The sequence below is a fragment of the Marinobacter sp. UBA3604 genome (assembly GCF_002375325.1).
GTDB classification, from domain to species: Bacteria; Pseudomonadota; Gammaproteobacteria; order Pseudomonadales; family Oleiphilaceae; genus Marinobacter; species Marinobacter salarius.
In genome coordinates this window covers 19777-40376 of sequence record NZ_DFMB01000028.1, presented here as the reverse complement: position 1 = coordinate 40376, position 20600 = coordinate 19777, and the positions used below count along the sequence as shown (strand labels likewise).

General features: G+C 57.8%; 18 protein-coding genes and 1 tRNA gene. 12 read left to right on the top strand and 7 right to left on the bottom strand.

Going from position 1 to position 20600, the window contains the following annotated elements; genetic code table 11:
• The first annotated feature begins 92 nt into the window (after positions 1–92).
• Positions 93–1385, top strand: coding sequence for a M18 family aminopeptidase (locus B2590_RS08340; RefSeq protein ID WP_085682020.1), 1293 nt, complete (start codon positions 93–95; stop codon positions 1383–1385).
• Position 1386: 1 nt separating this feature from the next.
• Here B2590_RS08340 and B2590_RS08335 read toward each other — a convergent pair.
• Positions 1387–1462, bottom strand: a tRNA-Asn gene (locus B2590_RS08335).
• A gap of 73 nt (positions 1463–1535) precedes the next feature.
• On the opposite strand from B2590_RS08335, the gene B2590_RS08330 reads away from it, so the two are divergent.
• Complete coding sequence (locus B2590_RS08330; RefSeq protein ID WP_213479898.1) at positions 1536–2501, top strand: YheT family hydrolase; 966 nt, start codon at positions 1536–1538, stop codon at positions 2499–2501.
• 7 nt (positions 2502–2508) lie between these two features.
• Here B2590_RS08330 and B2590_RS08325 read toward each other — a convergent pair whose 3' ends face one another.
• On the bottom strand, positions 2509–3141 hold the full coding sequence (locus tag B2590_RS08325) for an arylesterase (protein WP_213479897.1): 633 nt from the start codon (positions 3139–3141) through the stop codon (positions 2509–2511).
• 80 nt (positions 3142–3221) lie between these two features.
• On the opposite strand from B2590_RS08325, the gene B2590_RS08320 reads away from it, so the two are divergent.
• Together B2590_RS08320 and B2590_RS08315 are read left to right on the top strand one after the other, a co-directional pair.
• Positions 3222–3914 (top strand): ABC transporter ATP-binding protein, encoded by a 693-nt coding sequence (locus B2590_RS08320; RefSeq protein WP_082040509.1) that lies wholly within the window; start codon positions 3222–3224, stop codon positions 3912–3914.
• Entirely contained in the window at positions 3914–6400 is a 2487-nt protein-coding gene (locus B2590_RS08315) for an ABC transporter permease (protein ID WP_286847919.1), read from the top strand. Before B2590_RS08320 ends, B2590_RS08315 begins: the two co-directional genes overlap by 1 nt.
• A gap of 17 nt (positions 6401–6417) precedes the next feature.
• Here the strand turns inward: B2590_RS08315 and B2590_RS08310 are convergent, their stop codons facing one another.
• The 4 genes from B2590_RS08310 to B2590_RS08295 form a co-directional block, all read right to left on the bottom strand.
• The gene (locus B2590_RS08310) at positions 6418–7212 is read right to left on the bottom strand and encodes a substrate-binding periplasmic protein (RefSeq protein WP_041333109.1); all 795 of its coding nucleotides are present in this window, start codon (positions 7210–7212) and stop codon (positions 6418–6420) included.
• Between the two features lie 191 nt (positions 7213–7403).
• Positions 7404–8591: an iron-containing alcohol dehydrogenase gene (locus B2590_RS08305; RefSeq protein WP_041333110.1), complete on the bottom strand. Its 1188-nt coding sequence runs from the start codon at positions 8589–8591 to the stop codon at positions 7404–7406.
• Complete coding sequence (locus tag B2590_RS08300) at positions 8591–9136, bottom strand: hypothetical protein (RefSeq protein ID WP_286810753.1); 546 nt, start codon at positions 9134–9136, stop codon at positions 8591–8593. The genes B2590_RS08305 and B2590_RS08300 overlap by 1 nt, the downstream gene beginning before the upstream one ends.
• A gap of 75 nt (positions 9137–9211) precedes the next feature.
• Positions 9212–10492 carry a M48 family metalloprotease gene (locus tag B2590_RS08295; RefSeq protein ID WP_286810754.1) on the bottom strand — a complete coding sequence of 427 codons (1281 nt, stop codon included), beginning with the start codon at positions 10490–10492 and terminating at the stop codon, positions 9212–9214.
• 201 nt (positions 10493–10693) lie between these two features.
• Between B2590_RS08295 and B2590_RS08290 the strand changes: the two genes are divergently transcribed.
• The 7 genes from B2590_RS08290 to B2590_RS08260 all read left to right on the top strand — a co-directional run bounded on the left by B2590_RS08290 (position 10694) and on the right by B2590_RS08260 (position 16987).
• Positions 10694–11455, top strand: a complete 762-nt coding sequence (locus B2590_RS08290) for a DUF599 domain-containing protein (RefSeq protein ID WP_151981951.1) — start codon at positions 10694–10696, stop codon at positions 11453–11455.
• 18 nt (positions 11456–11473) lie between these two features.
• Complete coding sequence (locus tag B2590_RS08285) at positions 11474–11944, top strand: PaaI family thioesterase (protein ID WP_041333114.1); 471 nt, start codon at positions 11474–11476, stop codon at positions 11942–11944.
• On the top strand, positions 11941–12375 hold the full coding sequence (locus tag B2590_RS08280) for a PaaI family thioesterase (protein ID WP_007154356.1): 435 nt from the start codon (positions 11941–11943) through the stop codon (positions 12373–12375). Before B2590_RS08285 ends, B2590_RS08280 begins: the two co-directional genes overlap by 4 nt.
• A gap of 374 nt (positions 12376–12749) precedes the next feature.
• Positions 12750–14642 (top strand): molecular chaperone HtpG, encoded by a 1893-nt coding sequence (gene htpG, locus B2590_RS08275; RefSeq protein ID WP_075196898.1) that lies wholly within the window; start codon positions 12750–12752, stop codon positions 14640–14642.
• 9 nt (positions 14643–14651) lie between these two features.
• Positions 14652–14870, top strand: a complete 219-nt coding sequence (locus B2590_RS08270; protein WP_036208369.1) for a DUF2835 domain-containing protein — start codon at positions 14652–14654, stop codon at positions 14868–14870.
• Positions 14871–14946: 76 nt separating this feature from the next.
• Positions 14947–15912 (top strand): tRNA dihydrouridine synthase, encoded by a 966-nt coding sequence (locus B2590_RS08265; protein ID WP_036208366.1) that lies wholly within the window; start codon positions 14947–14949, stop codon positions 15910–15912.
• 109 nt (positions 15913–16021) lie between these two features.
• A complete protein-coding gene (locus B2590_RS08260) occupies positions 16022–16987 on the top strand; it encodes an MBL fold metallo-hydrolase (RefSeq protein WP_151981953.1) in 966 nt (321 codons plus the stop codon).
• 21 nt (positions 16988–17008) lie between these two features.
• Here the strand turns inward: B2590_RS08260 and B2590_RS08255 are convergent, their stop codons facing one another.
• Positions 17009–18025 (bottom strand): class I fructose-bisphosphate aldolase, encoded by a 1017-nt coding sequence (locus B2590_RS08255; protein ID WP_036208361.1) that lies wholly within the window; start codon positions 18023–18025, stop codon positions 17009–17011.
• 284 nt (positions 18026–18309) lie between these two features.
• On the opposite strand from B2590_RS08255, the gene katG reads away from it, so the two are divergent.
• The gene (gene katG, locus B2590_RS08250) at positions 18310–20523 is read left to right on the top strand and encodes a catalase/peroxidase HPI (RefSeq protein WP_081899289.1); all 2214 of its coding nucleotides are present in this window, start codon (positions 18310–18312) and stop codon (positions 20521–20523) included.
• Positions 20524–20600 lie beyond the last annotated feature (77 nt).

The window sequence follows — 20600 nt, the reverse complement described above, 5'->3', positions numbered from 1 at the left end:
CCGGGCTGCGCGGGCAGCCGTTTTGTACGGATATGACGTCGGGCGCCATCATGCCATACTGGCGCCGCAATTATCAGTTTATCAGGGACATCATGGAACACGCTGAATTTAACACCAATCTGCTCGAATTTCTGAACGCATCACCGACCCCCTGGCACGCTGTAGCCAGTATGAAGCATCGTCTTGATCAGGCGGGTTTCAAGGCCCTGGATGAGAAAGAAGACTGGGAACTGGAAGCGGGGCAGGGCTATTACGCTATCCGTAACGGCTCATCCATCGTGGCGTTCCGCACTGGTCGCCGCGACCCCGCGGAAGCCGGTATTCGTATGGTGGGTGCCCACACCGACAGCCCCTGTCTGAAGGTGAAACCTAACCCGGAACTGCGCCGCAAGGGGTTTTTCCAGTTGGGTGTGGAAGTGTACGGCGGCGTGTTGCTGAATCCCTGGTTTGATCGTGACCTGTCCCTGGCGGGTCGGGTCACTTACGTGGATGAGTCCGGGTCGGTGAAAGACACACTGATCGATTTTCGCAAGGCCGTGGCGTATATACCCAGCCTCGCCATTCATCTGGACCGGGAAGCCAACAGCAATCGCACGGTTAATCCACAAACCGATCTTCCGCCGGTATTGATGCAAGTGCCGGAGGACGACACCACCCGCTTCACCGATCTGCTGACCGACCAATTGGCCACGGAGGCCCCGGGTGTCCGCGTTCGTAAAATTCTGGGCTATGAGCTTGGCTTCTACGACGCCCAGCCAGCATCGCTGGTGGGGCTGCGCGAGGACTTCATTGCATCGGCACGGCTGGATAACCTGCTGAGCTGTTACATAGGGCTGCAGGCTTTGATCGAATCTTCCGGAGACGAACCGGCGCTGCTGGTATGCAACGACCACGAGGAAGTGGGCAGCATGTCGGCGGAAGGGGCTCAGGGGCCGTTCCTGTCAGCGGTTCTGGATCGTTGGTGCGGTAAGGGTCGGGCGCGCGCGATTGCCCGCTCGATGATGATCTCGGCGGACAACGCTCATGGTATCCACCCCAACTACATGGACAGGCACGACGAGAACCACGGCCCGCTTCTGAACCAGGGGCCAGTGATCAAGGTCAACCATAACCAGCGTTACGCCACCAACAGCCGCTCAGCAGCGTTGTACCGCCACATCAGTGATGAGCTTGACCTGCCATATCAAACTTTTGTGGTGCGCAGTGACATGGGGTGTGGAAGCACGATTGGCCCGCTCACTGCCGGTAATCTTGGGGTGACAACGCTGGATATCGGTGTGCCACAGTTTGGCATGCACTCAATCCGGGAAATGGCAGGAACCAGAGATGGGGTGACGTTGTTCCGGGTGCTGCGGGAGTTCATGCAGCGAGAGGAGGTGCTGTAAATGGCTCCCCGAGCTGGGCTCGAACCAGCGACAAACGGATTAACAGTCCGTTGCTCTACCAACTGAGCTATCGGGGAACAAAGTCGGAATGGCGCGCATAATAGGGACTTTGCCCGGCGGCGTCAACCCCATGAATTGAAAGGTTAAATTTTGTACGACCACAATCTGTATTACAAGCCACCGCTGTGGTTGCGCAATGGCCACGTCCAGTCTGTCTGGCCGACTCTGTTTCGCAAGGTGTCACTGACAGAGCCGGTCAGGGAATCGCTGCCAACAGAGGACGATGACGAGTTACATCTGGATTGGTATCGCCAGGGGAACGACCGGTTGGCAGTGTTATCCCACGGCCTAGAAGGGCACAGTCAGCGTCCTTACATGCAGGGATTGGCGCGGGCGCTGTTGAACGACGGCTGGGATGTATTGGCCTGGAACTTTCGTTCGTGCGGCGGTGTGATGAACCACCAGCCCCGCTTTTACCACAGCGGCGCAACTGGCGACCTGGACAGGGTCGTGCAGCATGGACTTGCTCAGGGGTATGGAAAAGTGATGCTCTCGGGCTTCAGCATGGGCGGTAACCTCACTCTGCTATACCTCGGGCAGAAGTCAGAGCAGGTGGATAGCCGTATCTGCGGCGCTATCACCTACTCCGTACCCTGTGACCTGGCCGGTAGTGCCGATACGCTGGCCCGGCCCAGCCGGCGTATCTATATGCAACGTTTTCTGCGTGACCTTCACGCGAAGATGGAAGAGAAGTCGAAACGATTCCCGGGGCTGATCGATATTACCGGGTTCGAAAAGATTCGCAGTTTCCATGAGTTTGATGATCGCTACACCGCCCCGTTACACGGTTTCCGAGATGCCAAGGACTATTGGGACAACTGTTCTGCCTTGTGGACTTTAAAGGACATCCGTGTGCCGGCGCTGATGATTAACGCAGCCGATGACCCGTTCCTGTCCCGGCAATGTTTTCCGGAATCCCGTGCGCAACTGGGCGCTTACGTGCGGCTGGAAGCGCCCCGCTGGGGCGGCCATGTAGGCTTTGTTGAGCACGTTCAGGATGGCTATTACTGGTCGGAGCGGCGGGCTGTGGCGCATGCCCGCACGCTGGTGGCTTAAAGCAGGGCTATTCCCTGAGCATGGGTTCCAGTACTGGCCAGATGTTATCGAGCAACTGACCCTGCGCTTCTGCCGTTGGATGGATGCTATCGCCCTGCATCATGCCTTCCTGGTCATAGATACCTTCCAGGAAAAAGGGGAGTAGTTCGGTCTCGTACTGGTCAGCAAGTTCGGGGTAAATGTCCGCGAAGGCGCGGGTATATCGCTGACCGTAATTGGGCGGAATCTGCATGCCCACCAGCAGGGTTTCGGCGCCCGCCTCCTTTACCTGCTCAATCATCCGGGCCAGGTTCTGGCGGATAACGTTGGGCGGAAATCCCCGCAAGCCATCGTTACCGCCGAGCTCGATGACAACAACGGCGGGTTCGTTCTTATCCAGAAGATCCGGCAGGCGGCGTAGACCGCCGTCGGTGGTTTCGCCGCTGATGCTAGCGTTCACCACCTGCCAGTGTTCCAGGCCCTCGCCCTCGAGCCGTTCCTGAAGCAGAGCCACCCAGGATTCCCCGGTTTGCACGCCGTAGGCTGCGCTGAGGCTGTCGCCAACGATCATCAGTGTGCTCTGGCTGGCCTGAGCCTGGGCACCAACACACATTAAAGCGAGAAAAACTATTGATCTCAGGCGTAAAAATACCGTATGCATAGAGGTCCTGTGTTCAAGACAACCGTTGTGGAGAGCTCGTGAGCGACTTAAGTGATCACAAACCGGATAATGTTAGCCCCATGCTGAAAGTCAGTAACCTGACGCACAAGGTCAGCCTGGAGACAGATACGTTGACGATCTTGCAGGGGGTCAGCCTGGAAATCAACCGGGGTGAATCCGTCGCCATTGTCGGGCGCTCCGGCTCCGGAAAAACCACGTTGTTGGGGCTGTTGGCCGGATTGGATACCCCATCTGATGGCACTGTTGAACTTGATGGTTCGGTGATCAGCAAGCTCAGTGAGGATGAACGCGCGAAACTCCGATCCCGCCGTGTTGGCTTCGTGTTCCAGTCGTTCCAGTTATTGCCGGCCCTGACCGCGCTGGAGAACGTTATGCTGCCGCTGGAGCTGGGTGGTTTCGATTCTCCGAAGGCCAAAGCAAAGGAGTTACTGGAACGGGTCGGGCTTGGCGAACGGCTCTCTCACACCCCGAGGCAGCTTTCCGGTGGCGAACAGCAGCGGGTGGCCATTGCTCGCGCCTTTGCCTCCGAGCCGGCCATCCTGTTTGCCGACGAACCCACGGGCAATCTCGACAACCGCACTGGCGCTGACGTATCCGACCTGTTGATGACCCTGAATCGGGAGCAGGGCACAACATTGGTCATGGTGACCCACGACGAACGGCTTGCCGCCCGCTGTGGCCGACAATTCAATATCGAGGCCGGTGTATTGACCGAGCCCTCGACGGCCCCTCAGCCAGAAGCGGTGAACTGATGGCGGCTTCAAAGAAACTCATGTCGGTCAAACGTGACTGGCGGGAACGGGATGTTCGTGTCGTGCTCTCGGCACTGATCATCGCGGTTGCCACGGTAGCAACCATTGCCCTGTTCGCCAGCCAGTTGCAGCGTACCCTGGTGTCGTCAGCCAGCTCTTTTCTTGCCGCGGATCGCCAACTGGAAGCGGAAAACGGCCGCCCGATTCCTGAGGGTTGGATGCAGGAAGCCGAGCAAAGAGGGCTGGAAACGGCCCGTATGGTCGAATTCTCCACGATGGTCTTTGGTGCCGGGAATTTCCAGCTGGTGTCGGTCAAAGCGGTGAACAACGCATACCCGCTGCGGGGCGAAGTGGAATACCAGGAGGGTGCGGAGGCGCCGAGGCAAACGGTTGCCCATGGACCTGCGCCGGGCGAGGTCTGGATCAACCCGCGTTTGCTGCGACTCCTGGAGCTCGAATTGGGAGACACCCTGGAGGTTGGCAATCAGGGGCTGATCATTTCTGGCCTGCTGGTGCGTGAGCCGGACGGCGGCTTCAATATGTCCGCTCTGGCGCCGCGGGTAATGATGCACGTGGATGACGTTGGCGCCACCGGTGTGATTCAGGAGGGCAGTCGGGTTGAATACGTGTACCTGTTTGCCGGTGAAGAAGCGCTGCTCGACGATTACTACGGTTGGCTGCAGCCACGTCTGGAGCCCAGCCACGAGTGGGAGGGTGTGCGAGACGGCGAGACCTTCTCCCGCTCCCTGGAACGGGCTGAGCGTTTTCTGTTGCTGGGTGGCAGCCTGGCGGTGATGTTGGCGGCGGTCGCCGTGGCGGTCGCCAGCCGTCAGTACGCGTTATCGCAACGGGATACTGTCGCGCTGTTGAAAACCCTGGGGGTTCGCAGCCAGGGAATAGGCCGCCTGTACCTGCGTCGATTGGCTCTGTGGGGTATTGTTGGTGCCGTTGGCGGCCTGTTGGTGGCCTTACCTCTGTATTGGCTGCTGTCCAGCGTGTTGGGGGATGTGCTGGAGCGGCAGATAGACTACCAGATTGATCCCAATGCGTTGGCGCCGGCGTTGTTGACAGCGCTGGTGTCGCTGTTTGCCTTTGCGTATCCGCCCATCCGAAGGCTGCGGAATGTACCGGCGATGCGGGTGTTGCGAAGCCAGCCTGGCGAATCCGGCCGCGAAGCGATTCCCGACCTGGTGATTGCAGTCGTCGCAATCTTTGGCTTGGTATGGATGTATGCCAGGGAAGTGTCCCTGGTGTTGTCCCTGCTTGGTGGGCTTGCCTTGCTGCTCGGTACTCTGGGCCTGCTTGGGTGGTTGATGGTCACTACGCTGCGCCGCATCAGTGGTGGTGGGAACGCCTGGCGGCTGGCACTTGTGGGTCTGTACCGGCATCGCCGAGCCAGCCTGTCCCAGATTGCGGTCTTCGCCATGACGTTGATGCTGGCGGCCACGCTGATCCTTGTCAGAACGTCCCTGCTGGACGACTGGCAGTCGCAATTGCCTGAAGACACGCCCAATCACTTCCTGATCAACATCGCCCCGGAGGCGGTGGATGAGGTGGATGCATTCTGGGCGGAACGCGGGCACCCACTGGAGAAGCTGTATCCCATGGTCCGTGGCCGGCTTACCGAACTGAATGGGAAGCCGGTGAAGGAAGCCGTGACCAAGGACGAGCGGGTCGGTGCCCTTAACCGCGAGTTAAACCTGACCTGGATGGAAGAATTGCCGGAGGACAACGGTATTGTCGCCGGCCAATGGTTCACGAAAGGGCAGACCGACGGTGTCTCCATTGAAGCGGAGCTGGCTGGAAAGCTCGGTGTTGAGGTGGGGGATGAGCTTGGCTTCACCATTGGCTCAGAGAAGATCACGGAAACCGTGACCAGTGTTCGTACGGTCCAGTGGGACAGCATGAAACCCAATTTCTACATGGCGTTTCCTCCGGGAGGTGGGCTGGAATACATGCCCGCCACGTGGATTACGGCGTTCTATCTGCCGGCGGACCTGAAATCCCAGCTCAACGATTTTTCACGCCGGTTTCCCACGGTTTCCGTACTTGAAATCGACCATGTGATTGAGCGTATTCAGGAAATCGTACGGCAGGTTACCCAGGCTATCGAAGCGATATTGGCGTTGATCCTGGCCGCCGCTCTGGTTGTGATGGCTGCGGTAGTCAGTGCCACCATGCAGGATCGGCAACGGGAAGGTGCGCTGCTGCGGACTCTGGGCGGCCGACAGACACTGCTGGTAAGGAGTACCATGCTGGAATTCGCGTTGCTGGGATTCTTTGCCGGTATTCTCGGCGTTGCGGCTGCGGAAGGCGCCGTCTGGGCGTTGCAGTTCCGCATGTTTGAAGGCGAGTTCCGTTGGCACTGGCAGACCATACTGCCCATCCCACTGTTCAGTGCCCTGGTGTTGGCGCTGTTCGGTCGCTGGCAATTGAAGCCCGTATTGAGCGTATCGCCGATGCTCCTGCTCAGGCGACTTGAATAACAGAGGCGATTCCGGAGTTAACGGTAGTTGGAGAGAATTTCATCCAGTGTGCCGTTTTCCCGGAGGGCTTGGAGTTCCCGGTTAAACGCGTTGGCAAAAGGTGCCCACTCCTTCCGGAGCATCAGTCGGAAACCGTATTCGCTGAGCTTGGTCGAGGTAGTGGTGAACTCTCTCTGGAGCCCCTCGTTCCTCAGGATCCACTTGCCAACCAGGCGATCTGCGATCGCGGCGTCGAGATCTTCGCCATGGAGAACGTACAGGAACATGTCCCGGTCCTTGGAGACGTCAAAGCGCCTGATGTCTCCTGACTCAAAGTACGGTTCCAATGCGGGGTAATGGTAACCGAGGTGGGTTACCAGGGTTTTCGAAAGCAGATCCTCAGGCACTTCAAACTGAAACGCTGAGTCTTTCGGCACAAACAGGACTTCTTCAATATTCACCACGGGATCTGTGAAGACAAAATCCTCGGGGTTGTCAGTCCATTCCTTCGCCCGGGTGGTGCCGTCTATGTAGCCGTCCATCAGCATCTGATCGACCCGTTTGCGGGGAATTTTTTCGGCGACAACGCGATAATCCAACTGCTTAGCCACCAGGACAACCACGTCCCACATGATGCCGGACTGTTTGTCGCCTTCTGTGATCAGGTAAGGAGGGTAGCCATTCGGCGAGACGTTAAATCGGAATACGCGCTCTGCGTCCTGTGAGGGAGCTTCCTCGTTAGCGAATGCAGTTGCGCCGCAGAGGGACGTAAACAGGAGTGCCAGTGACGCAAAAGAGATCAGGATGTGCCGACTGGATGAGTCTTTGCGCATAGATGCGAGGCTCTGTTTCAAGGAGATATTCTAATCCGGCTACATCCCTGCCAGCTACTGCGGAATTGTCACTGTTTATCCTGTCAATTTCAATGACATGATTTGAATGTTTTTGTAGCGTTGAGTGTCGGCCTGTATTCCCTGAAGGGCCTGAAACACCCGGCCTGAGCCGGGTGCCGGGCGTTACCCGATCAGGCCCAGGCGCGCTTCAGAACCGCGCGAGCATCTTCGAGGCTAACCTCTTTCGGATTGAACATCATGGCGCCGTCGTCCATGGCCATTTCGGCGATGGTATCAAGCTGGTGTTCCTCAACGCTGCCTGTTTCCTTGAGAGTGCGGGGCAGTTTGCAGCGTTTGTGGAGCTCGTCTCGCAGCTTGCGCAGGGCTGATATGCTGGCTTCCGCGCGGCGGCTGGCCGGTGTGGCGGAATAGACATCAGGCCCCTCGAGGTAGAGCAGTAACTCGCCCAGCGGTGCCCGGATCGACTCGAGGTTGTACTCCAGTACGTAAGGCAGGTACAGGCTCATACACAAGCCATGGGGCAGGTGGCAGATGGCGCCGGTGGCGTGCCCGAGGGCGTGAACCAGTCCCACCATGGAGTTCGAGAAGGCGATCCCGGCCATGGTCGAGGCCTGCGCCAGCTCCAGTCGGCCATCGCTGTCCTTCGGGTTATCCATGACCTGCAACAGCGAGGTGCTGATCTTTTTAACCGCCGCTGTGGCATAGGCATCACTAAGCGGGTTCTTGGCCATGCAGGTAAAGGCTTCCGTGGCATGGGTCATGGCGTCCATGGCGGTGGCAGCCGTGATGTGGGGAGGCAGTGTCAGTGTCATCCTGGGGTCGATCACGGCCGCATTGGGCAGCAGGAATGACGAAGTGAAGGGGAGTTTCACTGATTTGGTTGTGTCAGTGATGACGGCTACCGACGTTACCTCCGAGCCTGTACCGGCGGTGGTAGGAACCACCAGGAACGGTTTCAGGGGATGTTTGATCACCCCCGCGCCACTGTAGGCGGCGATGTCATCTCCGCCTTCTGACACCAGAATGTTCACGGCCTTGGCGGTATCGATGGCAGAGCCACCACCCACCGCAATGATGGAGTCGCATTTCTCGCTACGATAGATGCCGGCAATGTCCCTGACCACGTCGGTGGACGAATCCGGCGGTACATCGTCGTAGATGCTGATAATTTCCAGCCCGCTTTCCTCGCAGGCCGCGACTACCGGGTCCAGAAGGCCGGCGGCCCTGACACCCTTGTCGGTCACGATCATCGGGCGCTTGGCGGCGAGGCCGGTGAGCTCGTAAGGAATATGCTCAAGAGCCGCTTTGCCGGCGATGACTTTGACCGGGCAGAAAAACTCGTAATATTGGTTCGTCATTATGCTCTTACCGTCTCGACAAAATGGGTTGCAACCTTGAGGTAGATACGGGCTGCGCTGAGGAGTTTCTCAGGCAGGTGAAGGTTTGAGGGGTATTCCTTTACCGCACGTTTCGCCACCAGCTTGGGCAGGATGAAGGTTTCAAGCCGATTGAGGACGCGGGTCATGCGAATGGCATAACTGATATCGCCATCCACCAGCATGCGGTCATTGGCGAACGCCACCGAGGTTTTCTCCTGGAACGAGAGCACCAGGAAGGCGTGAGCGATGTGCTTGAACTGAATGGACAGGTCCACCGGGCGAGGTGCGGAGTCCCCATGGTACTGAAAGCGGCCATTCCCGGTGTGTTCAACAATGAGTCGTGACCCGTCTGGCATCACCATCATTTCAAACAGGAAGCCATCGGGCAGGGCCCGGGCTTCCTTTTGCACCGCGGAATCAATTTCACTGACAGCCTGGAGCGCGCGCCCCATCACCTGGAACATCAGCTCCACATAAAGCCGCCGGGCCTGGAACACCATCGGCTGGATACGTTTCGCAAGCATGGCAATCGTCCGATTGTTGTTTAAGTACATCGATTTTTAGAGTTATTGCTCTAAAAGTCAATGCGGACGATGACGTCAGTTCTGCGTCAGTTGGGCCAGCTTGCGTTTTGCTTCCTCGGCCACCTCACCGCCGGCCTCTGCTGCGGTGCTGTAATACTGGATGGCTTCCTGGCGTTTACCCTGCTTGACAGCAACATCACCCAGCCGCAGGTAGGCGATTGATGTCGGCACAACCTGATTGGCCTGGCTCAGGTGTTCGCGGGCTTTTTCATAATTGTTCAGCTCCAGGGCATTCAGGCCGTTGTGAAGCTGGTAAGTGAACATCTCCGGATACAACGACGTGGCCTTGTCGAAGTCTGCGGCGGCTTTATCAAGGTTTTCTTTGGCCCGGTAGATGCGCCCACGAAGTGAGTAGAAAGCGGCTTCTTCCGGTTCTACCTTGATGGCCTCATTCACTTTGGCGAGAGCTTCGTCCAGCTTGTCGTTGCTGGCCAGTTTCATGGCTTCGTCATAGGCATCGTAAGCAGGCTGGCGGCTGCGCAGGAACGACAGCTTCTTCTCGTAGGTTTCTTCGCCCCGATAGCCGCCCGCGCCAATTTTATTGGCCAGTTCCTGGTTTTCACGAACGCGTTTCTGTGACGGCGGGTGAGTGGCGAACATGCCTTCAATGAAGCTTGTGTCACGGTCCTCAGAGAGCCGCACAAACACTTCCTGCAACTCCACCGCTGCCTGTGGGTCGTATCCGGCGGCTTTCATGTAACGAATGCCGTAGTGGTCGGACTCCAGCTCATCACCCTGGCTGTATTGGGCGAGTGCGAGTTGCGCCCCCATGGCCGCGCCGCCCATGATCAGGCCGGCCCATTCGTTATCAGAGAGGGCAAAACCCAACCCCGCCACGCCTGCGCTGATCAGCATGCCTTGCTGCATGCGCTGGACGCTGTGGCGAGCGGCGGCGTGAACAATTTCATGGCCAAGGACTGATGCCAGCTGAGCTTCATCTTCCAACTCCATCAGCAAGCCACGGTTGATGGCAATCTTGCCACCCGGGAGCGCCCAGGCATTGGGCACACTGCTGTTCAATACCACGAACTCGTAGGGCAGGTCGGGCCGATCACTGACCTTTGCCAGCTTCTGGCCTACCTGGCTGACGTACAGATTCAATTCCGGGTCGAGATAGAACTGGCCGCCCTGGGTTTGCTGAGTGGGCTTGTACTGCTCACTGCCAATGGAGAGTTCCTGGCTCTCGGGAATCAATGACAGCTGCTTTTCGCCGGTTACCGGGTTGACTGAACAACCTGCGAGGAAGGCCACCAGCACGAAAACGGAAAGATGTCGAAAGCCTTTGTGAACGTTCACGATAAACTCCTTGTTTGAATACCTGGGCAGACCCTGGCAGATATCCGCGGTCGCCATTGCTGGGCATTGGGATGTTTATACCATATCCCTGTGAGTGCCTGTGATACTACCCGTAAGAGCTTGTTGTGTGGAGGCTTTGTCGGCTTTGCGGTATGATCAAAGACTCCAATTCCCGTTTTATACCGCATCCGGAACGACTTCATGAGCAACTATCTGGAACTCATTGCCCTGGTCTGGTTTTTGATCTGCTGGCTGGGCTATTCCGAGTATTCCAGGCGCAAGGCCAATGATCGACCCTGCCTGTCCAACACACTCGACCTATACCGTGAAGACTGGATGCGCGTGATGCTCCGCCGGGATAACCGCATATCCGACGCGTCCGTGGTTGGCAATCTGGAGCGCAACGGCGCCTTTTTTGCATCCAGCTGCCTGTTGATCCTGGCCGGTATCATTACTGCACTGGGATACACCCAAGAGGTCATGGAAGTGTTCAGTACCATGCCGTTCGGCACCTTGCCCAGCCGGGAAATCTGGGAAATGCGGATGGTCGTGTTGATGGTGATTTTCATCTACGCGTTCTTCAAGTTCACCTGGTCCATGCGGATGTACAATTTCGTCTCCGTGCTGATTGGCAGTGCACCGCTAACAACCGATACCAAGGCAAGTCCTGCTGCCCGGGAAGCCTTTGCAAAGAGCGCCGGAAGGGTTTGCAATCTTGCGGGCGATGCCTTCAACCTTGGGTTGCGCTCTTACTATTACGCATTGGCCGTGGTTTCCTGGTTTATCCACCCGCTGGTATTCATGGGTGCCTCTACCTTGATCGTCATCGTTCTGTACCGTCGGGAGTTCCGTTCTACCGCGCTGAGGGCGCTGCGAGACGGCAAGGTGTTCGAGGAGACGCTGCCAAAGTCGGACACTGAGAAAGAATCCGGTAAAGAATCGGATAAAGAAACCCAACACTGACGTGATGAGCCGAACGTTATGAAAGACTCCATTGGGATGGATCGGGTGCGCCGGTTTATCGACACCCTGAACCAGGGGCGAGAACTGGGTTTGACGGTAACCGCGGTAAAAAATGGGCAGTTGACGCTGTGCCTGCCGTACAGTGACCGTATCATCGGTAACCCGGACACGGGAGTGATCCACGGTGGCGCCATCACGACGTTGATGGATACGGCGTCTGGCTCCGCGACCCTGTGCGCCCTGGACGAATTCGAGCTATGCCCGACTCTGGACCTGCGAGTGGACTACATGCGCCCGGCCGAGCCCCGTAAACCGGTATATGCTCGCGCGGAAGCCTACAAGGTTACCCGCAACATTATTTTTACCCGTTGCGAGGCCTTCCAGGACCCCGGTGAGACCATCGCGAACTGCGTGGGCACCTTCATGCGGATCGGCAGGGAAGCAACCCCGAAATCCTTCCGCGATCTGATTACCGGAGGCGAAGAATGACCAACCCGGAAATCCTCCGCTATACCCAGGAAACCGGTGACTTCTCCCGCATGCTGGAAAGCATCCCTTACGCCCGGTTTATCGGCCTGGAGTGTGATCGCTATGGCGATGACCTGATCTTCCGCCTGCCGAAGAAGGAAGAAAACCTGGGCAATCCGATACTGCCGGCCATCCATGGCGGGGTGATTGGTGGCTTCATGGAGCTTTCTGCGTTGATTTACCTGATGATGTCCCAGGAAACCCTGCGCATGCCCCGCATTGTGGATTTTTCCCTGGATTACCTGCGTGCCGGCCTCGACCGCGAGACCTTTGCGGAATGTCAGCTTACCCGCCAGGGTAACCGCGTAGCCAATGTGATGATCACCGCCTGGCAGAAGTCCCGCTCCCAGCCCATCGCGACCGCACGGGCGCACTTCCTTCTGGAAGACTGAATTCGTTTGATCGGGGTTGAAATGCCCCGGTCTAGCCCCATTTCTGGTTCTAACAACTCAGGCACTGGTGCAGGCAAGCAGTTGAGGATGGGCTTACGAAACACGCCTCGAGACGTCCCTGTGCGGCTCGGGCTCCGCCATCCATGGCTCCGCACGGTTTCGTAAGCCCATCCTCAACTGCTCGCCCGGGCTCCGTGCCAGAATCAGTATTACTCAATAGTCGGGTGGCGTGGGTTTGAAGCCCTGTCCAAAACCGTGTGGAGCCATGGATGGCGGAGCCGAGCGTACATGGACGTATTCACAGCGTGTTTTGGACAGGGCTTCGAACCCGCGCCGCTCCACCGAAGCAAACACAGCAGGAGACAAAACAAGCCATGACGGTTGAATCGCAAAAAGAGACCCTGGGTTTTCAGACCGAAGTTAAGCAGCTGCTTAACCTGATGATCCACTCCCTGTACTCCAACAAGGAAATTTTCCTTCGTGAGTTGATTTCCAACGCGTCGGATGCGGAAGACAAACTGCGTTTCGCTGCATTGAAAGACGACAGCCTGTTCGAGGGCGACCCGGAACTGAAAATCCGCCTCGACTTCGATGCAGAAAAGAACACCGTCACGCTGAGCGACAACGGTATCGGCATGAACCGGGACGATGTTATCCAGAACCTGGGCACCATCGCCAAGTCCGGCACTGCGGAGTTTCTCAAGCAGCTTTCCGGTGATGAGAAGAAGGACAGCAAGCTGATCGGTCAGTTTGGTGTCGGCTTCTATTCCTCATTCATCGTGGCCGATTCCGTGGAAGTGTTTACCCGCCGCGCCGGTGCACCGGTGGAAGAGGGCGTTCATTGGCAGTCTGCGGGGGATGGCCAGTTCACCATTGAGAATGTGGACCTGAACGAGCGCGGCACGCAGATCGTCCTGCACCTGAAGGATGACGCCAAGGAATTTGCCGACGGTTTCCGTCTGCGCAACCTGGTGAAGAAGTACTCCGACCACATTTCATTCCCGGTGGTGATGAAGTCCGAATCTGAAGAGGAGGGTGAAAAGGGCGAGTATGAGACGGTCAACGACGCCACCGCCCTGTGGACGCTGTCTCGCAGTGAGATCAAGGATGAGGAGTACAAAGAGTTTTACAAGCACATTGCCCACGATTTCGAAGACCCGCTGACCTGGTCGCACAACAAGGTGGAAGGCAAGCTCGATTACACCAGCCTGCTGTATGTGCCTGGACGTGCGCCGTTTGACCTGTATAACCGGGAAGCGCCCCGCGGCCTGAAGCTGTACGTGCAGCGCGTGTTCATCATGGACGACGCAGAGCAGTTCCTGCCGTTGTACCTGCGCTTCACCAAGGGTGTGATCGATTCCAACGACCTGTCACTGAACGTCTCCCGTGAGATCCTGCAGAACGACAGCACCGTTGAAAGCATCCGTACAGCGGTGACCAAGCGGGTTTTGGATATGCTGTCCAAGCTGTCCAAGAAAGAGCCGGAGCAGTACCAGAAGTTCTGGAATGAATTTGGCACTGTGCTGAAGGAAGGCCCGGCGGAAGACTTCAGTAACCGCGAGAAAATCGGCGGCCTGCTGCGCTTTGCGTCCACCCATACCGGTGAGCAGGCGCAGACCGTGTCTCTGGATGAGTACATCGGCCGTATGAAGGAAGGCCAGAGCAAGATCTACTACATCACCGCCGACAACTTCATGGCCGCCAAGAGCAGTCCGCACCTGGAAGTGTTCCGCAAGAAAGGCATCGAAGTGCTGATCCTCTCTGACCGCATCGATGAGTGGATGATGGGCTATCTGAACGAGTACGACGGCAAACAGTTCCAGGACGTTGCCCGTGGTGATCTCGACCTTGGCGAAGTGGAAACTGAGGAAGACAAGAAGCACAAGGAAGAGGCTGCCGAGGAACACAAGAACCTGCTGGAGCGCATCAAGACCGCACTGGATGACCGGGTGCAGGAAGTGCGGGTAACCAACCGCCTGACTGATTCACCGGCCTGCCTGGTGGTTGGCGACTTCGATATGGGCGCGCAGATGAAGAAAATCATGGAAGCGGCGGGCCAGAAAGTGCCCGACAGCAAGCCGATTTTCGAGATCAACGTTGAGCATCCGCTGGTTCAGCGCCTTGAGAACGAGCAGGGCGAGGACCGCTTCAAGGAGTTGTCTGCCGTATTGCTGGACCAGGCCACATTGGCCAGTGGTGAACAACTGCAGGACCCAGGCGCGTATGTAAGCCGCCTGAACCGCCTGCTGCTTGAGCTTGCCAACTAAGGCCGCCTGATGCAGCAGATTATCGTGGACGTCGATATCAGCCCTGATGAGTGGATCAAGCTCTATCAGGGTTCGGCGACGGACGTCCACACCAGGGCCCGGGACGGGCGTTCCGTCCGCTTCCCGGCCCGTATTCTCTCCCGCTTTTACCTTCGTGACGGCGTCCAGGGCAGTTTCCGTATCCTGTTTGATGACCAGGGCAAGTTCGTCAGCGTGGAACGCTTGTAATTCCGGCCTACCAACGCCCTTAAAAGTTCTCTACAATTCCCACCCGTTTATTCCTTGATCAATTCGTGGAGCCCCAATGCGAATAATCCTTGCCCCAATGGAAGGGCTGGTTGATGCACCCATTCGAGAGACACTGACAGCCGTTGGTGGCATCGACCGGTGCGTAACGGAATTTATTCGCGTGACTCAGGGCATGCTGCCGCCCCGTATTTTCTACAAATACGCCCCGGAACTGCACAACGGCTGCGAAACCCAGGTTGGCGTGCCGGTGGCCGTTCAACTGTTGGGCTCGGACCCCGTCCAGATGGGCCGGCATGGCGCCAAGGCGGTGGAGCTGGGCGCCACACAGGTTGATATCAATTTCGGTTGCCCCGCCAAGACTGTGAACAAGCACAAGGGTGGCTGTGTGCTCATGCGCGAGCCCGAATTGATGCAGCAGATTACGGAAGCGGTTCGTGCCGCCGTGCCTGCCCATGTGCCGGTGACCGCGAAAATGCGCCTGGGGTACGATGACCGTTCCATGGGCGTTGCCTGTGGCCAGGCGCTGGAAGCGGCCGGCGCGTCCGAAATCGTGGTTCACGCCCGCAGTAAGGTGGATGGCTACAAGCCGCCGGCTTACTGGGAAGATGTGGCCCGGGTCAGGGAAGCGGTTAATGCACATGTGATCGCCAACGGCGAGATCTGGACCGTGGCGGATTACTGGCGCTGCCGGGAGGTCTCCGGCTGTGACGATGTGATGATCGGTCGTGGGCTGATCGCCCGGCCGGATCTGGCACGGCGGATTCGTGCCAGTCAACGTAAGGAGTCGGTGGCGGATATGACCTGGCCCGAGGTGGTCAGGCTGGTAGAGGGCTACGCCGTTGCGCTGCAGGAACGCCTTGAAGACAGGTTCGTGACCGGCCGTATCAAACAATGGCTGAACTATCTGCGTGGCGGCTACGCGGAGGCCCAGTGGCTGTGGCCTGAAGCCAGAAAGATCCGTGACGTGGCACCCATGCTGGCTTGCCTGCGACAGCCCGTCCCGGTGACTGAAGCTGCATAGACCTGTTCACGTTTACTGCTCCGGAATTCCATTCTCCAGCTACACTGCTATGAAGTGACGCATCCATCGTATTGGTTACGGTACCGCTAAAAACCGTGGAGAGGGAGAAATGAACAACGCCTGCAAGAGCCTGGTTGCTGCCTTTCTGGCAAGCACCGTATCGCTGTCGGCTGCCGCCGACTCCGTCAAGGTCACCCCGCTTGGGAGCCATGATGGCGAATTCTGCGCCATGGACCGGGCGCTCATCTTTGAAGACCCCAATGGCACCCGTATTCTCTATGACGCCGGTCGAACCGTTGCGGGTGCCGATGATCCCCGATTAGGCAACATTGATGTGGTGCTGGTCTCCCACGTTCATGGCGACCATGTGGGGGATCGCCATATCCGCGACGTCAATCAGGGTAGCTGTGGTGGGCCGGAGGTTCCGGTGGTGGTGCTTCCCGAGTCCAATTCCGTGAACATCACCGCCGCCAAGAAGGCAAAGATCGTAACGGGTAGCGAAATGCCGGCGTTTTTCGCCAGCAAGCTCAAAAGCGTTGAGGGTAATCCAGAGGATTCACTGCTGGTGAGGTTCGGGGCTGAACGGGTGGTGGGCGGTGTGGCCATCACGACCGTGCCCGCCGTGCACAGTAACGGCCTGTCGCCGAGCTTTCTCACCGGCCCGCTGGCGGAATACCTGAAAGCGGCGGGCGTCGGCGCCAGTGTCGGACCGCCCACCGGCTACGTGCTCACGTTCACCAATGGCCTGGTGGTGTACCTGTCCGGCGATACCGGTATCACCGCTGAGCAGAAACTGGTTGTCAAAGACCACTACGGCGCCAGCCTTGTGGTTCTCAACATCGGTGACACCTACACCACGGGCCCGGAAGAGGCGGCCTACGTGGTAAATGACCTGATCACGCCAAACGCGGTGATCGCGTCCCACGCCAATGAGGCTGCCACGAAGGAGGGCATGGTCCGGGACGGAACGCGCACCAAACAGTTCATCAGCCTGTCCTCAATGCCCGTTCACGTTCCTCTTAGTGGCAAAACCATGAGCTTTGATGGTACTGCCCACTGCACCGACGGTTGTTGAAAGGAAGGCTGGCCGTAGCGGTCAGCCTTCCATTTCTGATGAGTATTGCCCCAGGGTGGCCAGGCTGTTCAACTTGGCACGTTTAACCATTGCGGCCTGGGCAGCTTCGCGGTTGGAGGAAATACCTGCCCAGGCTTTCTGGGCCGGCTCCTGCAGTGCCCGCCCGTAGGAAAAGCTGAGTGTCCAGGGCAGGGCCGGGCCACTATTCATGGCGTTCAGGTTCAGGGTCGCTTCCGCCGGGGTCTGGCCACCGGACAGGAAGTTGATACCAGGCACCGCTGCCGGCACCACACGCCGGAACACTCCCAAGGTGTGTTTTGCCACGTCCTCTGGGCTTGCCTTCTGGCCATTGGCGTTGCCAGGCGTCACCATGCTGGGTTTGAGGATCATGGTCTCAAGCTCAACACGATGGCGTCGCAGGGCCTGAAATACCTCGTTGATAACGGCCTCGTTCACCTCCGCGCTTCGCTCGATGCTATGGTCGCCATCGATCAGCACTTCCGGTTCCACAATGGGCACCACGCCGCAGGACTGGCAGATGGCGGCATAGCGTGCCAAGACCTCGGCATTTGCCTCGATGGCAGCGCGACTGGGGTTGGTATCGGTGATGTGGTAAACGTTCCGCCACTTGGCAAACCGCGCACCGAGTTGTTTGTAGTCTTCAAGCCGTTGGGCTAGCCCATCCAGGCCCTCGGTAATCTCATCACCGGGTGCATTAATCATCGGGCCCTTGCCCTTATCCACCTTAATGCCGGGCACAATGCCCTGTTTTGCCGCCACAGAGGGCAGGCTGGCGCCATCGTCCGCGTGCTGTCGCAGGGTTTCCTCGAACAGGATCACACCACTGACGTACTCTCCCAGCCCCGGCGCAGCGAGAATCAGGTTGCGGTAGTGTCGTCGGTTCTCTTCGGTGGATTCCACACCAACCGCCTTGAACCGTTTGGCGATGGTTGGGTTGCTCTCGTCCGCCGCCAGAATGCCCTTACCTTCGCAGACCAGTTCACGGATGGTGCTTTCAAGCTGTTCCTGAGTGTTCATCCAAAACTCCCGTCGCTATGCCAGTGAACGTTTAAAACTCTGGTTTCAAACCCCGAGTGTTCAGTATAGATCTTCAGCAAGCAGATCACAGTTATCAACCGGTAACTCGCGGGAGATATAGTGATAAACAAAAACTATGACATTGGTACGAAAAAACAACCTGAACTAATAGTGAAAAATGGGAGTACATTGACTAGATTGGTAGCTGATTGGTTCAGTTTGTCAGTGCAACAACGATCAATGAAACAGTGAAATAGATGGTAGCAACCCACGGAGAGAGTGATATGAGCGGAAACGAAGGTAAATGCCCGGTTATGCACGGGGCCCGCACAAAGCTGCAGGACGAGGGTCCGGGTGTCAACGATTGGTGGCCGAACCAGCTGAACCTGGGTATTTTGCACCAGCACAACCCCAAGTCGAACCCGTTGGGGGAAGACTTCAACTACGCCGAAGAATTCAAGAAACTTGACCTGCCTGCGGTCAAGAAAGACATCGAAGCCGTATTGAAAGATTCACAGGACTGGTGGCCCGCGGATTACGGCCATTACGGTCCGTTCATGATCCGTATGGCATGGCACAGCGCCGGTACCTATCGAACCGGTGATGGCCGCGGTGGTGCCGGCACCGGCAACCAGCGTTTCGCGCCCATCAACAGCTGGCCTGACAATGGCAACCTGGACAAGGCCCGCCGCCTGCTATGGCCTGTCAAACAGAAGTATGGCAACAAGCTGTCCTGGGCCGACCTGTTTATCCTGACCGGCAACGTGTCCCTTGAGTCCATGGGCTTCAAGACCTTTGGTTTTGCCGGTGGTCGTGAGGACATTTTCCAGCCCGAGGAAGACATTTACTGGGGTGCGGAAAGGGAATGGCTGGCCACCAGCGACAAGCCGAACAGCCGTTATTCCGGTGATCGCGATCTGGAAAACCCCCTGGCTGCGGTACAGATGGGTTTGATCTACGTGAATCCGGAAGGCCCGGATGGGAACCCGGACCCGCTGGCATCGGCTCGTGACATTCGCGAGACCTTTGCTCGGATGGCGATGAATGACTATGAAACAGCAGCCCTGACCGCTGGCGGTCACACCTTTGGTAAGACCCACGGGGCCGGTGATCCCGACAAAGTTGGTCCAGAACCGGAAGCAGCGCCGATCGAAGAGATGGGCCTGGGCTGGAAGAGCAGCCATGGCAGCGGCAAGGGCCGTGATGCTATCACCAGTGGTCTCGAGGGCGCCTGGACGCCCAGCCCCACCCAGTGGGACATGAGCTATTTTGACGTGCTGTTTGGCTACGAGTGGGAACTGACCAAGAGCCCGGCCGGCGCCCAGCAGTGGCGGCCGAAAGGATTGACCGAGAAAGACATGGCGCCTGATGCGGAAGATCCGTCCAAGCGCGTGGGAATCATGATGTCCACCGCCGATATGGCGATGAAGCAGGACCCGGAATACCGCAAGATCTGCGAGCACTTCCATAAGAACCCGGAAGAGTTTGCGGACGCCTTTGCTCGCGCCTGGTTCAAGCTGACGCACCGCGATATGGGCCCGAAAGCCCGCTATCTCGGCCCTGAAGTGCCGGCAGAAGACCTGATCTGGCAGGACCCGGTGCCAGCGGTCGATCACGAGCTGATCAATGCCCAGGACATTGCTGACCTTAAGAGCAAGATCCTGGGAGCGGGCCTGTCGGTCTCCGAGCTGGTTTACACCGCATGGTCTGCCGCGTCGACGTTCCGTGGCTCCGATCTGCGCGGTGGGGCCAACGGCGCGCGCATCCGCCTGGCTCCCCAGAAAGACTGGGAAGTAAACGAGCCACATCAACTGGCGAAGGTGCTGCAGGCGCTTGAAGGCATCCAGAAGTCCTTTAACGATGCCCAGTCGGGCAACAAGAAGGTTTCCCTGGCTGACCTGATCGTGCTCGGCGGTAATGCCGCGGTTGAGAAGGCCGCCAAGGATGCAGGCCACAGCATCGACGTGCCGTTCTCACCGGGACGCACCGATGCAACCGATGACCAGACGGACGTTGAAGCCTTTGACTGGCTCAAGCCCGAAGCGGACGGCTTCCGCAACTATCGCCGCGCGGCGTTCACCGTTTCCGACGAGGAAATGTTGATCGACAAGGCGCAGTTGCTGAACCTGAGCGCACCGCAGATGACGGTACTGGTAGGTGGCTTGCGGGTACTGGGTGCCAATTACAAGCAATCGAAGCACGGTGTATTGACCAACTCGCCGGGCAAACTCACGAACGATTTCTTCGTGAACCTGACCGACCTTAACACCGAGTGGAAGCCAACATCGGCTGACGCGGACGTGTTTGAAGGGCGCGATCGCAAAACCGGCGACGTGAAGTGGACCGGTACGCGTGTGGACCTGATCTTCGGTTCCAACTCGCAGCTTCGCGCGGTGTCTGAGGTGTATGCCCAGGCAGACGCGAAGGAGAAGTTCGTCAAGGACTTCGTCACCGCCTGGAACAAGGTGATGAACGCGGATCGTTTCGATCTGTCGTGATTGAATGCCCGCACCAAAGTGCGGGCATTTCGATAGTAAAACGGCGTTTCAATGAAAGTTGAAACGCCGTTTTTTTA